A 14,949-nucleotide genomic window follows, 5' to 3' on the forward strand; every position below is an offset into this window, starting at 1 on the left:
CCGCGTTATTTCTGTGCATCACAGAAGGCGGCGCTGGCGATGATCAACCCAGGAACAGTCATGTCTGCATTTGTAAAAATTAAAGCGGTAAAAGACAGCTTGTCTGCCAGCGAATGTAAACTCGCGGAGTTTACGCTTGACTCGCCAGCAGCTGTGCGCGACCTCTCCTCACAAGAGCTGGCGAATGTCGTAGGCGTGAGTCAGTCCAGTGTTGTGAAGTTTGCGCAAAAGCTGGGCTATAAGGGCTATCCTGCTTTTAAACTGGCGGTGATTGATGCGCTGAACCGCGAAGCTCCGGATACCCAACTGCACGGACAAATCGCGCTAAACGATAGCTTCGATACCATGGCCGACAAGCTGGTGGCCAGTAAAATCAGTGTGCTGAATGAAACCCGTTCGCTGAATGACCGGGTAATGGTTGAAGCCGCAGTGGAAAGGCTGAAAAACGCCAGAAGAATTCTGATATGCGGCGTGGGTGGTTCCGCGCTGGTCAGTAAAGACTTTGCCTATAAGCTGCAGAAACTGGGGATGGCGGCAATGGCGGAAGGCGACGGGCATGTTCAGTTGGCCATGGCCGCGACACTGAGTAAAGACGATGTGGTGCTGGCAATCAGTGAATCCGGCGAAACCCGGGAAGTGGTGAATGTGGTGGAAGAGGCCGTGCGCAGTAATGCGACCATAATTTCGCTGACCCGGTATGGCGACACTCCGGTGTCACAACATGCCACGGTTACGCTTTACTCTGTGGCAGAGCAGCGTGCGGCGCGGCTGTCTTCAATTCTGGCTAAAACCTCGCAGGAGCTGGTCATTGATATGTTGTTTATTGCGCTAACCCAGTCATCGCGTAGCGGACGAAAGCTACTTGAGAAAACCAACGAGGTAGTATCACGCTTTCGCAAAGGCTGAAAGTAAGTCGGCGTGAAGTGTCAGGTGTGCAGTGTAACCAGAGGGAATAAAAAGAGGCATGGCTCTCAAGCTTAACCGTCAGCAGGGGCCGGAAACAAAAAAACTCTCTCCCCCTCTAAATCAGGCTCGGTATAGTGAATGTACACGCATATAAACCAGTGAAGCCGCCAAAAGGCCCGCTTGCGTAAGCCTGTAGTGTCAGGCCAGTGGCTTACGGCGAATCGGGCGGATACAGCAAATAGGGTGCACGCTGATGCCTGAACCTTGCCAACTCCTCCTGCCAACCTGCACGTATCTGCGCCTCACTCTCTCCGCGCATTATTGCCTTTCGAAGTGAGTCGGTACCTGCCAGTTTATCGAAAAACGCCGGACGGGTGAAAAAGGGCTGCGCCTGAGCTTTGAATGCCTGATAGCTATCCAGTAACAAGGATAAGTCCAGCCCGGCTATCGGGCTGTCGGTCAGCACGGTTGCCATTATCGTTTTACCTTCCAGTTTAGGAGAGGGCGCGGATGTCATCGACACTGGCGTAAATGGCGTATCGCCCAGCGCGACCACGTCATGGCCGTATAGCTGAAAAGGCAACGGCGTGCCGCGACCCACGCTGACCGCAGTGCCTTCAAAAAAACACAGTGAGGGATACAGCCTGATTGCGGTATCGTTGGGCAGGTTCGGGCTTGGGGCCACCGCGACAGACCATGGCATGGTGCGCTCGTAGTCTTTCACCGGCACGATTTCCAGCGACAGGCGGTCGGCCTCATTTATCCAGCCCTCGCCCTTGATCATCAAGGCCAGTTCACCGACAGTCATGCCGTGCAGTACCGGGATCGGGTCGACACCAACAAAGCTTTCGAATCCTGGCTGGCGTACGGGGCCATCCACAAAGCGGCCATTCGGATTTGGCCGGTCAAGCACCATCAACGGCACGTTGTTTTCCGCCGCGGCTTCCATGACATAGTGAAGGGTACTGATGTAAGTATAAAAGCGGGTACCGACATCCTGAATATCAAAAATCAGGACATCGATATCCTTGAGCATGTCGGGCGACGGTTTTTTATTTGCCCCGTAAATGGACAAAATGGGAACGCCTGTTTTCGTATCTATCCCGTCGCGAATGATCTCGCCGGCTCCCTGATCGCCGCGAAAGCCGTGCTCCGGTGCCATTACCGATGCCACGTTCACGCCGTTTTCGAGTAAAAAGTCGACAAGGTGCTTGCCATCAACAGTGGAGGTCTGGTTCACCACCAGCGATACCCGGCGATCTTTCAGGTGAGGCAGGTACTGCGCTGGCTGATCCGCGCCTGTAACAATCCCGTGTGCAACGGGCAGCCAACATATCATCAGAATCAACAGAAAGCCGCGCATTAATGTTGCTCCGCCGCCTGACGCAGAAACCCCTGATGCGCGTCGAGCTTCTTTCTGGCGGCATCGGCAGAGTCGCCGGTAAGGATCATCAAAATGGCCAGTTTTGCCTGATTGCCGGCTTTGTTCAGCGCGTCGATGGCGGTGTCCTCATCACACTCGGTGGCCTGCATCACAATGCGTCTGGCCCGGGCTTTAAGTTTCTCATTGGTGGCATTCACATCTACCATCAGGTTTTCATAGGTTTTACCCAGACGGATCATGGTGGCAGTACTTAACATATTCAGTACCAGTTTCTGCGCAGTACCTGACTTCATTCTTGTTGAGCCAGTGAGAACTTCCGGGCCAACGACCGGACAAATCGCTATGTCTGCTGCCTCAAGAATAGGCGCACCGGGATTGCAGGCGATACCCACCGTACCCGCGCCGATTTCACTGGCATACTCCAATGCACCTGTTACGTAGGGAGTGCGTCCGCTGGCTGAAAGCCCAACCAGCACATCGCTGGCTGTCAGATGGATAGCTTGTACGTCCGCTTTACCCTGAGCGTGGTTATCCTCGGCGCCTTCAACGGCATGCACAATGGCTTTATCGCCACCGGCAATCAGGCCCATCACCAGCGAGTCCGGTACGCTAAAAGTGGGGCGGCACTCGACAGCATCGAGTATGCCCAGACGCCCGCTGGTGCCGGCACCAATATAAATCAGGCGTCCGCCAGCCTGAAGCTTCCCGACAATACAATCCACGGCGCGGGCAATAGCTGGAAGCTCTGCGGCAACGGCTGGCGCCACTTTGGCGTCTTCATGATTGATGCGCGCCAGAATGGCTTCTGTGGGCAGTAAGTCTATGTCCATAGTATCCGGGTTTCTGCCCTCAGATACGATGCGGTCAAGCTGTGCCAGCAGCATCGTGTTTTCGTTATCGTGTGTCATGATGCACCTGTGTAGTGTGAGGCTGGTTCGGCCTGCAGCGGTTTGCCGGCAAGACAAACCAGAGTAGACAAGAAGGTTCCCAGCACCAGTTGCCAGGTGAACCCAAGGTGTAGTTGCCATGCGTCGGGCAGCCATAGACCGGCAATATAGGGTTGCAAACTAAGCGGCACGATAAAGCCTGTCAACAGCGCGCCGGTTACCGAATAGCGATTTCCCCGTGTAGTAAACAGGGTAACAAAATACACGCCGAGCAAACCGGAATAGGAGAACACCATCACGCCAAGCGCAAACTGTAACAACGGCGTGTCGGTATATTGTTGCCAGTAGTAGCACAGACAGGCCATGGCACCTAACGCCGTTGCCACCAACACCATGCTTATTCGCCCAGCCGTCACATAATGACTTTCCTGAGTATGGCGCTGGCGTGCTTCCCGCCATGGCCGGTAAAGATCCTGGATCAGCACGCTGGACATCGAGTTCAATCCGGAATTTAAGGTCGACAATGCAGCAGCCATGATGCCGACGGTGACCAGTCCGCGGATCCCGTCCGGTATCGCTGTAAGCACATAGTACATAAAAATAGTAACCGGTTCTCCGGCAAAGGTTGGCGCAGGTGCGGAGCTGGTTCCCGACAGCATCAAATCCGGGCGCGAGTAATATACCCACAGCAACAAGCCAATGGTGATAAACAGCAGCATAACCGGGATCACCATCACCACTGACATCAGCATGGCTTTACTGCCTTCTCGGGCATTTTTGCAGGTAAGAAGCCGCTGTGTCATATCCTGATCCAGACCAAACGCGGCAATATTTAACAACACAAACCCGGTAAATACCGACCACAGCGAAAACACACCATCGGGACCGAAATTCAGCTCTGTTGAAAACAATGTCAGTTTAGAGTCCTGTCCGGGCCCTGGGTTCGCCAGTGCGTTAAGAATGGCTCCGGTATCTGCCGGTATGGCGTACAGTAGCGCAACCACAGCAGCGATTGCCGCGCCAACATAAATACCAGCCTGCAAGACATCAGAATAGATGACGCTACGTATTCCCCCATACACGGTGTAAACCAGCCCGGTTAGCGTGATTATCAGCGTGGCAATGATCACGCTGGAGGCGTCGATATTACCAAACAGGATCATCGCTACCGCCAGCGCCGCCATATACAGTCTGGCGCCACTGGCAAAGATACGGCCAAATAAGTACATCAAACCCGCCTGACGTTTTGCCGCGCTGCCGAAGCGCTTTTCCAGAAGCTCATAAACGGTGAAAACCTGCAGCTGATAAAATCGGGGAATGAGAAACAGCGCAACAAAGAACGCTGCCAGAAAGGCACCCAGGTTCGTGGCCAGATAAGTGAGATCGCCGCGATACCCCTGGTCCGGACCACCCAGAAAGGTGGCGGCAGACTGCGAGGTTGCCAGTACCGAGATGGCGACGACCCACACCGGCATACTGTGCCCACCTAAAAAGTAATCGTCTGCGGATGATGCACGTCGATTGACCAGCCAGCCACTGCACACCAGCACCAGACCATAGGCCAGAAAAACGTAGAGATCGGCTGTCGTATAATGGCGTAGCATAATGAATCATTCTTAGCTTTTCTGGAAAGCAGAATAGTTTATTCCTAGTGGTTTGTATACCTGGCTTAAGGGGAGAGCGCGGCAACATACCGGGAAGACTACGAAAAAGTAATGATACTTTGGAAATTCTAAAATCATGTGGTCGTGATACACTTCGTGCCAATGTAATTCTGACAGGACATGACCGCACGGTGAGCAGACAGACCCAGGCCATTATCCACGCCGACGCCATCATTCATAACTTCAAACTGCTTCAGGCAAGTGCGCCCCATAGTCGCAGTATGGCGGTGATTAAGGCAGATGCCTATGGGCATGGTGCGGTGAATGTGGCGCGTTTGTTACGGGATATCTGTCAGCGGTTTGCGGTGGCCATCATTGAAGAAGCCATAGCACTGCGAGAAGCCGGTATTACCGCGCCGATTGTCGTGTTGGAAGGCCCACATCAGCAGCGCGAATGTGCGCTCGCCAAAGCCAGCGATTGCATTATGGTGGCGCATCATCAAAGTCAGCTCGACTGGTTAATGGCGTTACCGGAGGGGCAGCGCCCTCACATATGGTTGAAAGTCGATTCTGGCATGCACCGTCTTGGGTTTGCTATTGATGAGGTTGAGCCAATACTCACTTCCTATCAGGCCCTGGTGACATCAGAAACGGTGCTGGTAACTCACCTGGCCTGTGCTGATGATTTGGAAAATCCGTTCACGCAACAGCAACTGGATGCCTTCGCGGCACTGAAAAACCGCATTGACCTGCCGGTCAGTATTGCCAATTCTCCGGCCACACTGGCCTGGCCGCAAAGCCAGGCAAACTGGAACCGGTTAGGTGTGGCTGTGTTCGGCAGTGGGCCGGACGTGCCAGAGCGCGCGCAACTGAAGCCTGCTATGACACTTCGCTCCAGCGTAATGGCCGTGCGCACAATTACCCCCGGCGAGTACGTAGGCTATGGACAAAACTGGCAGGCCCAGCGCACGTCAAAGATTGCCACGGTCGCAATCGGTTATGCAGACGGCTATCCACGGCATTGCCCCAACGGCACACCAGTGGCGATAAACGGGCAAATTGCACCGCTGGCCGGCCGCGTCTCAATGGATATGATCACGGTGGATGTGACCGATATCGGCGAGGTGCGCCCCGGCGATCGTGTTGAGCTTTGGGGTGAGCAGGTAAACATTGATACGGTCGCCCACCATGCCGGCACCATTGGGTATGAACTAATGACCCGAGTATCTCAGCGCGTCCCGCGCATCGTCAGACATCGCTGATATTTCTCTTGCTCACCTCGGGCGCGGCTGTTAAGCAGCGCCCGTTTCGCCAGATGTCGTTCCACTTATCCGTCAGCAAAACGGGTTGACAAATTCGCGCGCTGCGTGAGCAAGTATCAATACAGATTGGTATTCGTTGATAGCTGGCAGCACACATCCTATTATTGATTTTCCCGCGTGTACCGCAAAACCCGAATCAATACAGACGCATAGTGAGCAAAACCACGCGCCCTGAGGTATACCATTACATCACTGTTTTTTCGGAAGCGAAATGGACGCCTCAAACGTAGTATTAATGGGCGTGATTGCCAGTAGTTGCGCCAGCCTTGGGACGGCAGCAGGCAGTCTCGGCGTATTTGCCATCCGCACCTTGTCTCGCCGTATGGAAGATGGCTTGTTAAGCCTGGCGGCAGGGATCATGTTGGCCGCGACCTTTTTCTCGTTACTGCTGCCAGCTCTTGACTACGCCACCGTAGAGTATGGTTCACTATCCATCAGCGCCATAGCCGTGGCGCTTGGCGTGCTGGCAGGTGCCGGTACGCTGTTCACTATCCATCAGCGGGCGCCTCACGAACATTTTATAACGGGGCGTGAAGGCGCATCAGATACCAAGCTGGGACGTATCTGGCTGTTCGTTATTGCCATTACGCTGCATAATTTTCCGGAAGGGCTGGCCGTCGGCGTTGGCTTCGCCGGAGGCGAGGTGGCCAATGGTGTGAGCCTGGCGCTGGGCATCGGCCTGCAAAATATTCCCGAAGGGTTGGCCGTGTCAGTGGCATTGCTGAGTGTAGGGTATTCACCTGCACGATGCGCGCTGGTGGGCGTACTGTCGGGTATGGTTGAACCTGTGGGCGGCCTGGTTGGCGCGGTTGCGGTAGCCAGCGCGTCTATGCTGATGCCATTGGCACTGGCATTTGCCGCCGGCGCCATGTTGTTCATCATTAGCGACGAAATTATTCCTGAGACCCATCAAAACGGCAATCAGAACCTGGCGACGTTTACCTTGCTGATTGGGTTTGTGGTAATGATGGTCCTGGATGTAGTGATAGGGTAGTTAGCTGCCAGTCATCCGGCTGCCAGTCATCAAACCTTTAATCTGCTCAGTTAGCGTAATGCTGTTCTTTTACGCAACCTACCATTCAGGGCTATCAGCATTGCCCGGTATCGCGCGAGCCTCTGACGTTACGGTGGGGCCTGCTTTTTGGGGTGAGAGTGAACCGGATCACCCAGTAAAGCACACGTTTCGGCCCGTTTCCTTGGCGCGGTACAGCGCCATATCTGCGCGTTCCAGCCAGCGGTAAGACGACTCACCAGCGATATACTCGGCCACTCCAACGGATATCGTTAATTCGATCCCTTCAAGCAACATATTTTCCTGTACGGCCACGCGCAGAGACTCAGCCAGAATAGCGGCCTCATCCAGTGATGTGTTCTCTGCAATGACCACAAACTCTTCGCCGCCGTACCGATAGATGCCGTCAGAGGCACGCAGGCGCTGGCGTACCGTATTGGCGAAATGCACCAGTAGCGCATCGCCGGTGGCATGGCCATGTGCATCGTTTATCGACTTGAATTTATCAAGGTCAATCATCAGAAGTGACGCCCGCTGGCTCGGATGGCGGGTAATTCGCTCGATAATCGACAACAGCGTTTCTTCCAGCGCGCGCCGGTTAGCAACGCCGGTCAGGGCATCGTGGGTTGCCAGATTATTCAGCTCATCTTTTTGTTGGCGCATGCGATAGGAAAAGGCAAAGCAAAACATCAGGGTGCTGCTGCTGGTAACCAGAAACTGTGCCAGCGTCAGAGCGGTCAGCTGTGGCCATAACATGATGGTCGAACTAATAAGAAACAGACTGCTTGAGATAACGGCGTAAACCGGACGCAGCAGAAAAAACAGTGAGGTAAGCGCAGGGTAGACCCAGAATATATTTTCCGCCCCTTTGAGGTAAATGGTGACGGTCATCACAGACACGCACAGCGCAGAAATACCCCATCTCGCCAGCGTGGTGCGCCTGGTGATTAATACATAGAGAAACATCGCCAGGTTGATGACAAGAGCAAATACATCAAGGAAAAATACCGGCCAGTCGCTGGCGATGAACCGGATAACAACAAACGGCAGAATGCCCAGCGTGATGGCTCCGCTGAGTACGATAATGACAAGTAGGTCGGCATCATCTGCGCGATGTTTCATTAAACGACGATTGTCCACACGGCAACGACTCTTATTACTCTATCGGTAGATTGGCAGGGAAATACAACGCTTTTCAAGTTTTTATTGTAAATGTGCAGTGTATAAAAATTATATTTTGGCTAAAAAATAGACTAAGTGGCTGAAAGCAAAACAAAAGCCACTAAAAGCGTATTTCAGGCGACGACGCCGTTAGTCGAAAGTACTAGCGCAGAATGGCTAACACAGGTATATAGTGTGTGCAGTTGAGTCACTCGACTGCTACCGCACTGCCGGTTGCCGACCGGTGCTATCTACCTAAGAGGTGATTGATGCGAACGTCCTATTCCCGTCCGCGGGTAAACCGTGGCGCTTATTCCAGGCCTGTACCAAAGAAAAAGCCTGCGCAGTAACTGCTTTCTGCCGCGGCTGCGAGAAGATTATGGCCGCAACATATCCATAATTACATACAACGCGGATGTCATACCGTAACGCCTGCCTGATGCAGGCGTTTTACGTTGCCACGGGCGGGCCGGCTTATACTTTTAAGGCGATGTGCGCTACACAATCGTGCCGCTCGACAAACGTTATTGATTTCGCACCTTTGTTACCGAACGGGCGCTGACATCAGTCGCTTGTTATCCGCTTCGCGCTTGTCTTCAGTTTCATTCTTACCTTCACCTTCGCCCTCATTCTTACAGTTTGGCAAAGCCATGCTTGAGCACCTGCGTGATCAGTGTGTTATGTGAGGGCAGCATCTGACTGATTTTCTCTTTCTGCATGCACAGCTGCTTGTGCAGTTTATCGGCATAGTGCTGCTCGGTAATCAGCGCTGAGGGCTGAATATGACTTTGGTAGTCCATGCCATACAACACAAACTGATTGCTTTCCACGCCAAACATTTCGTTCACATTGGGGAAATCGTTGCGGTTTGGTGTGCTGTAGCGCCATTTCTCAAGCCTTTCCAACAGACTGTCTGTCGCTGTTTCCGGGCTGGTATTATCCAGCCAGAACTGATGGTCGTTTCGGCGCGATAAGTAATAATGCATTTTAACGAAATCGACAATCGCGTCCCAGCGGTAAACAAAAGAGGTATTAAACGCTTTTGCGGCAATAGGGTAATAGGCTTTGGAGTAGGGGAATTCGCTGACAAGAAAGCGCGCTGCTAGCTCTATCATCGCAATGGCGGTGGCTTCAAGGGGCTCACAGAAGCCCGCTGAAAGCCCGATTGCCACACAGTTTTTATGCCACTGCTCAGTACGATACCCTGTTTTCATAGGGACGCGCCGGGCGCTAGACAAATCAACGCTGTCACCCAGGTAGGTTTGCAATACGTCTGCGGCGCGCTCATGGCTGGTATGGCGGGCGCTGTAAACGTAACCTACGCCACGGCGGTGTTGTAGGCCGATGTCCCAGGTCCAGCCTGCCTCCTGTGCCGTCGAAATCGTATGCGTCGGAATTGGCGCATCGGGCTCAGCATAGGGCACCTGAACGGTAATCGCGTGATCCACCAGCAAAACATCATCAATCGATTTAAATGCCGTGTTGTATTCCTGACCAATTAAGCGTGCACTAAACCCGGTGCAGTCCACAAACAGGTCAGCGTGAAGCTCGCCATGCTCTTCGGATATTACCGACGCTATTGAGCCATCCGGGGCTTTTTTCACATCTGTAACAGTACCAATCAGGTGTTTAACGCCAAACTCTTCAACGCTCTTCTTTCGAAGTAATCTGGCAAAGGCAGCTGCATCCAGATGGTAGGCGTAGTTGAGGCCAGCAAACTCTTTATGGGTGATTTTCTTGGGTGCCAGGTTATTCTCGCAGGTTGTGCCCTGTATGCTGACAGCTTCATCAAAGTAGGGGCCGTATTTGTCCTTTTCCTGTAACCAGTATTTGGCAATATCCATATGAGGGCCACCCAGCGGCACATCAAAAGGGTGGTAGTAATAGTTTCTCGGATGATTGTCAGCCGGGTTGTATAGCCAGTGCGCAAATTTGGCAGCTTGCTTAAAAGTGGCATTGGTTTCCCGGATAAACTCGGTTTCAGAAATACCTAAGGTTTCCAGTGTTACCCGCATGGTGGGAAACGTCCCTTCGCCGACGCCAATGGTGCCGATATCGTCCGATTCAATCAGGGTCACCTGTACCGCGCCGGGTTCCTTGCAGGACAAATGCTTGCCGAGGTACGCCGCGGTTATCCAGCCTGATGTGCCGCCTCCCACAATAAGCACATGCCTGGTTGCCTCTGAATTTGTCATCGTTATTTTTTCTCACTCATCTTGTGGCTACCAACGGTGGGTTCCCTTCGCAACAACATCATCGCGTCGCATAACCTTAGCCATGTCACGGGTTAAACGCAGTTGTAATTTTGGCTGTGTAATATCGAGCCCTAACTCCGGGTGTTGTGGCGCACTGTCAATGAGACGGGCGATTGCCACTACTTCATCAAGCGGGTGGTTACGCTTGATACTTTTGACCTGCTTAGCAAAGCGGGTGTTGGGGTAATAGAAGCTCACGGCATCGCGAAAAAGTGATAGCCAGTTCTTAGTGTAGTCTTTGCCTGTAGAGACGGTTTTATGCAAATAGTGATTTAGTGTAACCAGAAAGGTTTTGTTGGTTTCAATGAACGTTTTATTCTGTAACTCCACGTCCAGAATGCAGTTATACATGGTATACGGGATCACAAAATCCAGCCTGCCGCCTTTAAATTTTATTTTTTGTACGGCCAGTGCCTTGGTGTGCTCTGCCAGGCGGGCCAGACAGTGGTTATATAGCTTCATGTCCATGGCATTGTTGGCAAGGATCCTTTCGCGAAGCGCTGTTGAAATCTGCCTTACCTGGGGACGATTCAAGGTAGCGCGTTTGACGTCAATGGTATCCGGCCACTGAAAATCACCTACACTGGAGAGGTAAGACAAAGACAGCGCATACTGCTCAAAAATACCGGTGTGAATGTTTAACTCGTCAATGATGCCGATAATCTCGTTGGTTCGCTGTTCAGACATGTCGGTATCGTCGTCATAAATGCGCCGACCATCCAGAAACTTCAGCATGTAATTACTGGTCTGCGGATTATCGATATATTCTTCGAAACTTCGCGGCTGTGAAGTTAAATACTGCATGAAATCCTGATTATTACGAATGTAATAATACTCGGAAATGAGCCTGTCGAGAGGATCCCTGAGCATCATAAAGATGAATTCATCCCGGTAGCGGTCCAGATTGTCACGCTGGAAAATATCGCCACAACTGGATTTTTTGGTTTCAAAAACCAAGTGCCGGTAATGGTAATTTATCGGCGTTTGCCAGGATGTCCCCTTAATCACACAGTTGATTGAGGTGCCACCGGTTTTGGGAATATGAATAAAAATGGGTTCTTTCATTTAGCTGTCAGCATAGTCATTCAGTTTGCCTGCAAGCCATTTGGCCAGCTGTTTGCGCTGCCCTTCCGGGACATCACCCAATACCCCTTTCACGTGGTCAGGAATATGCGCAAAGGTGTCTTTGTCGGACCAGACATAATGGTCAAAAGTGGCTTTCCATGCCTGCTTCACCGCAGGAGACATATCAGAGTAGGTCAAAATAGATAGCAGCAAGGTGTCTAAGCCAACCAGCGCTTTGCCGTCGTCCAGCGCGCCGCCATACCAGTAATTTACCAGGCCGTTGATCCCTTCCAGCGCCTCAACATGATGCCACCATAGGGTTGGCACATAGACCGCATCACCGGGCTCCACCTCCGCAATGGTGGCGGTGGCAAGGGCGGCTTTCATTCGCGGAAACTTTTCGAAATCCGGCGCCCGCAAATCCACCAGACTGACAGGAGCCCCGGCGGGGGTTTTGTCCAGCGGCCCGATGTAAAGGTTAGGCAATTGTTCCGGTGGAAAAAACGTGAAGCGCCTTTTTCCGGCAATCACACAAGCGATATTTTCACTGTCATCATTGTGAGTGCCAACCACGGTGTTATTTCCCAGCCAGATCCTTGGCCTTACGGTGTCTGGCAGCAAGGCCATTGGGTGTTGTTGTAAGAAGTCGGGGAAGAAATTATCAATGTGCGCACTTTGCCACGAATGCGTTGCATAGCCCGAGTTTTCTGCACTGGCCTGTACATCATTAAGGAACCCGTCAAGCGTTACCGCGCGCCGTTCAAAGTTAAAGCCGGTGAAGCGTTTGTTGTAAAACATAAAGCCATTTTCAGCGGCGCGGCAGCGCACGGCTTCAATTTTGCCCTGGTACTGATACGACCGTAAATACGCAATAAACTCCGCGGCCGACTGCCTGGCGGCTGCGACTACCGGCCAGTTACCGACCAGGTTTTTTAATATGGCAGGTTTACCTTGTTTCACAATGTCTTCGCGAAACCGCGCCGCGTCGACATTGTGATAAACCTCAACCGAGGGCAGGTTTTCCAGATGCATCATTACTACGACTGTGACTTGATGCGTTTGAGCGCAACCATGCGCTGCAACTGACCAATGGACGTGAGGTGCGCGTATATTGCAGGCAGGTAGTGCCGTTTATGTAGCTCTGCAAGTACGTCCGGTTCTATCTCGTCCAGACGCTCCTCATTGACTTTGTAAACGCCATTCAAACTGGTATTTCCCTCATCGCCAAGGGCGAGCGACAGCGAGGCTTCGTGCAGCAAGTCGTTGTCGACAAGGTAATCGACGAATTTTTTGGTGGCGAGTTCTTTGGTCATCAATTCGGACAAAAACGTGGACACCTTATGCAGGTCGTCGGTTGGCTCGCCATCATCGGTAAATAAACGCTGGCCTTCTGTGCTGCTCACCAGCTCGCTATTTGTATCAATAGCAATGGCAAAGTTTTCCGAGTCTGCGGTCTCTGCGGCTAGCACAAACGGGTAGCGCTGCACGTTAAGCGGAAAATAGTTGGTATTAAGTCGCTCCGGCGTGAAATAGAGGTTTTCGTCCTGCTCAAACCCAAGCAACCCCACGGCTTTAAATTCCGCCGTATTTGCCTCTTTGATAAAGAAAATCGGAAAGTTAATGGCGGCGTGCATAAACTCATTTGCCACCAGCGGCACCATATTGCGGTGGTACATGTGCTCAAATCGCGTAGTGCTTTTCAGCTTCAGGTTCCGGTGCTTGTTATTATCTAGTAACTCAATGTTTTTATTCATAATGATAACTGCAATTGGTTAGTGTTATATGGCTTTCATGCCGTGTAATCTGATTTGATTAATCAGTTCCCGGTGCGTCGGCAACCCTTTGAGGACATGGGTCTGGTATTTCGCCATGCGCTGACGAAATTCCTGTGTCTGCAACTGGTTAAAATAGCGTTTACGTGAATTTGACAGGTCTGTGTGAAAATCCATGCCGTACAAAACATACTGGTAGTTTTCTAACTGAAATATTTCGTATTTACTGAAGAAGTCAGACTCGGCAGGAGGGCGGTGTCGCCAGGCTTCCAGTCGTTCCAGTAAACTGTCGGGGGCGGTGTCCGGTCGGGTATTATCAATCCAGAATTGGGTATCGGTTCTGCGGCTTAAAAAATAATGCAGCTTGATAAAATCGATAACGCGGTCCCACCCATACCGGGTTATTTCATTCACTCTCTTTGCGGAATGTGACATGGATTGTCTGGTGGCCGGGAACTGCTCGACTACCAGCTTGGCGGTCGCTTCAATCAGCAAAATGGCGGTGGCTTCCAAAGGCTCAAGAAATCCCGCTGACAGCCCTATTGCGATACAGTTGTTGCGCCAGAACTCGCTGCGATAACCTATATTCATGGGAATGCGCCGACACTCCAGTTGCGCAGCTGCCGGGCCAATGTAATCGCGAAGCACCTGTTCCGCGCTGTCGTGATCGGTATACTGCGAGGAATACACATAACCGGTACCGCGACGCTTGGTTAACCCAATATCCCATGTCCAGCCTGCTTCCTGGGCAGTTGCAATGGTATGACTGGCAATTGGCGTGGCGTCATCCGCATAAGGTACTTGCATTGCCACAGCGTGATCGACAAATAACATATCTTTTTTGTCTTCGAAGGGTACGCCCAGCGTGTCGCCCAGCAGCATGCAGGCAAAGCCGGTACAGTCGATAAATAAATCGCCGTCAATAATGCCGGCGCTATCCGTCTCAACCGACTCAATATCGCCGTTTGCGGACTGATGCACCGCGGTGACGTTCGCCAGGATATGCTGGACATTGTGCGTTTGAGTACCGTGCTTTGTCAGTAACGTTGCAAATTTTGCTGCATCGAGGTGGTAGGCATAATCAAATACGCCATCAAACTCTTTGTTAGTAATTCTTTTTGGGGCTAAGCCAGCATGACAGGCCTGAGCCTGGGCGGATACCAGATCTTCGTATCTGATATTATGATGCTCGTGTAACAGCCAGTATGGCGTGAGATCAAAGCCTGGCGAGGCCGGATACTGAAACAAATGCTGATACGAATGATGATGGCCGTTCTCAGGCGGGTACAGCCAGTCGACAAAGTTGATAGACTGCTTAAAGGTGGCATCGCACTCACGCACAAACTCGGTTTCGCTGAGGCCAATCAGCTTAAGCGTCTGGCGCATGGTAGGAACGGTGCCTTCACCCACACCAATAGGGGAGATGTCTGGTGATTCCACCAGACAAATATCAATGCCATGCGCGTCTTTCTGACTGCTGAGTTGCGACGCAAGAATATTCGCGGTAAGCCACCCCGCGGTGCCACCGCCCACAATTACGACTTTTCTTATGCTGTTTGTCATCGCAAAATCTGTCAATCA

12 protein-coding genes are annotated in these 14,949 nt (G+C 52.1%); 3 read left to right on the forward strand and 9 right to left on the reverse strand.

Features of this window, described 5'->3' with window-relative positions; all coding sequences use genetic code 11:
* Positions 1-60 precede the first annotated feature (60 nt).
* Positions 61-906 (forward strand): SIS domain-containing protein, encoded by an 846-nt coding sequence (locus ACLBLI_RS02605; protein ID WP_414829616.1) that lies wholly within the window; start codon positions 61-63, stop codon positions 904-906.
* 211 nt (positions 907-1,117) lie between these two features.
* Here ACLBLI_RS02605 and ACLBLI_RS02610 read toward each other — a convergent pair whose 3' ends face one another.
* The 3 genes from ACLBLI_RS02610 to ACLBLI_RS02620 are packed head-to-tail and all read right to left on the reverse strand — an operon-like array spanning position 1,118 to position 4,781.
* Positions 1,118-2,269 (reverse strand): exo-beta-N-acetylmuramidase NamZ domain-containing protein, encoded by a 1,152-nt coding sequence (locus ACLBLI_RS02610; protein ID WP_414829617.1) that lies wholly within the window; start codon positions 2,267-2,269, stop codon positions 1,118-1,120.
* Positions 2,269-3,198 carry an N-acetylmuramic acid 6-phosphate etherase gene (murQ, locus tag ACLBLI_RS02615; RefSeq protein WP_414829618.1) on the reverse strand — a complete coding sequence of 310 codons (930 nt, stop codon included), beginning with the start codon at positions 3,196-3,198 and terminating at the stop codon, positions 2,269-2,271. The genes ACLBLI_RS02610 and murQ overlap by 1 nt, the downstream gene beginning before the upstream one ends.
* Positions 3,195-4,781 (reverse strand): sodium:solute symporter, encoded by a 1,587-nt coding sequence (locus tag ACLBLI_RS02620; protein WP_414829619.1) that lies wholly within the window; start codon positions 4,779-4,781, stop codon positions 3,195-3,197. The genes murQ and ACLBLI_RS02620 overlap by 4 nt, the downstream gene beginning before the upstream one ends.
* Positions 4,782-4,972: 191 nt before the next feature.
* Here ACLBLI_RS02620 and alr point away from each other — a divergent pair, with 191 nt between their 5' ends.
* Positions 4,973-6,043, forward strand: a complete 1,071-nt coding sequence (alr, locus tag ACLBLI_RS02625; protein ID WP_414829620.1) for an alanine racemase — start codon at positions 4,973-4,975, stop codon at positions 6,041-6,043.
* 271 nt (positions 6,044-6,314) lie between these two features.
* Positions 6,315-7,097 (forward strand): ZIP family metal transporter, encoded by a 783-nt coding sequence (locus ACLBLI_RS02630; protein ID WP_414829621.1) that lies wholly within the window; start codon positions 6,315-6,317, stop codon positions 7,095-7,097.
* Between the two features lie 168 nt (positions 7,098-7,265).
* Here the strand turns inward: ACLBLI_RS02630 and ACLBLI_RS02635 are convergent, their stop codons facing one another.
* From ACLBLI_RS02635 to ACLBLI_RS02660, 6 genes are all read right to left on the reverse strand, one after another.
* Positions 7,266-8,237, reverse strand: coding sequence for a GGDEF domain-containing protein (locus ACLBLI_RS02635; protein WP_414829622.1), 972 nt, complete (start codon positions 8,235-8,237; stop codon positions 7,266-7,268).
* Positions 8,238-8,908: 671 nt separating this feature from the next.
* Positions 8,909-10,471 (reverse strand): tryptophan halogenase family protein, encoded by a 1,563-nt coding sequence (locus ACLBLI_RS02640; protein ID WP_414829623.1) that lies wholly within the window; start codon positions 10,469-10,471, stop codon positions 8,909-8,911.
* Positions 10,472-10,498: 27 nt separating this feature from the next.
* Positions 10,499-11,596 (reverse strand): sulfotransferase family 2 domain-containing protein, encoded by a 1,098-nt coding sequence (locus ACLBLI_RS02645; RefSeq protein WP_414829624.1) that lies wholly within the window; start codon positions 11,594-11,596, stop codon positions 10,499-10,501.
* The gene (locus ACLBLI_RS02650; RefSeq protein ID WP_414829625.1) at positions 11,597-12,631 is read right to left on the reverse strand and encodes a cupin-like domain-containing protein; all 1,035 of its coding nucleotides are present in this window, start codon (positions 12,629-12,631) and stop codon (positions 11,597-11,599) included. It lies immediately after the preceding gene.
* Positions 12,632-12,633: 2 nt separating this feature from the next.
* Positions 12,634-13,350 (reverse strand): SapC family protein, encoded by a 717-nt coding sequence (locus ACLBLI_RS02655; protein ID WP_414829626.1) that lies wholly within the window; start codon positions 13,348-13,350, stop codon positions 12,634-12,636.
* A gap of 24 nt (positions 13,351-13,374) precedes the next feature.
* The gene (locus ACLBLI_RS02660; protein WP_414829627.1) at positions 13,375-14,931 is read right to left on the reverse strand and encodes a tryptophan halogenase family protein; all 1,557 of its coding nucleotides are present in this window, start codon (positions 14,929-14,931) and stop codon (positions 13,375-13,377) included.
* Positions 14,932-14,949 lie beyond the last annotated feature (18 nt).

The sequence above is a fragment of the Alteromonas sp. H39 genome, assembly GCF_047556435.1.
In the GTDB taxonomy this organism is placed as follows: domain Bacteria; phylum Pseudomonadota; class Gammaproteobacteria; order Enterobacterales; family Alteromonadaceae; genus Alteromonas.

Bases quoted from the DNA above. Each gene is read 5' to 3' on its own strand.
- ACLBLI_RS02655 (WP_414829626.1), bottom strand. From the start codon at position 13,350: ATGAATAAAAACATTGAGTTACTAGATAATAACAAGCACCGGAACCTG.
- ACLBLI_RS02620 (WP_414829619.1), bottom strand. From the start codon at position 4,781: ATGCTACGCCATTATACGACAGCCGATCTCTACGTTTTTCTGGCCTAT.
- ACLBLI_RS02635 (WP_414829622.1), bottom strand. From the start codon at position 8,237: ATGAAACATCGCGCAGATGATGCCGACCTACTTGTCATTATCGTACTC.
- ACLBLI_RS02610 (WP_414829617.1), bottom strand. From the start codon at position 2,269: ATGCGCGGCTTTCTGTTGATTCTGATGATATGTTGGCTGCCCGTTGCA.
- ACLBLI_RS02660 (WP_414829627.1), bottom strand. From the start codon at position 14,931: ATGACAAACAGCATAAGAAAAGTCGTAATTGTGGGCGGTGGCACCGCG.
- ACLBLI_RS02630 (WP_414829621.1), top strand. From the start codon at position 6,315: ATGGACGCCTCAAACGTAGTATTAATGGGCGTGATTGCCAGTAGTTGC.
- ACLBLI_RS02645 (WP_414829624.1), bottom strand. From the start codon at position 11,596: ATGAAAGAACCCATTTTTATTCATATTCCCAAAACCGGTGGCACCTCA.
- murQ (WP_414829618.1), bottom strand. From the start codon at position 3,198: ATGACACACGATAACGAAAACACGATGCTGCTGGCACAGCTTGACCGC.
- ACLBLI_RS02640 (WP_414829623.1), bottom strand. From the start codon at position 10,471: ATGACAAATTCAGAGGCAACCAGGCATGTGCTTATTGTGGGAGGCGGC.
- ACLBLI_RS02650 (WP_414829625.1), bottom strand. From the start codon at position 12,631: ATGATGCATCTGGAAAACCTGCCCTCGGTTGAGGTTTATCACAATGTC.
- ACLBLI_RS02605 (WP_414829616.1), top strand. From the start codon at position 61: ATGTCTGCATTTGTAAAAATTAAAGCGGTAAAAGACAGCTTGTCTGCC.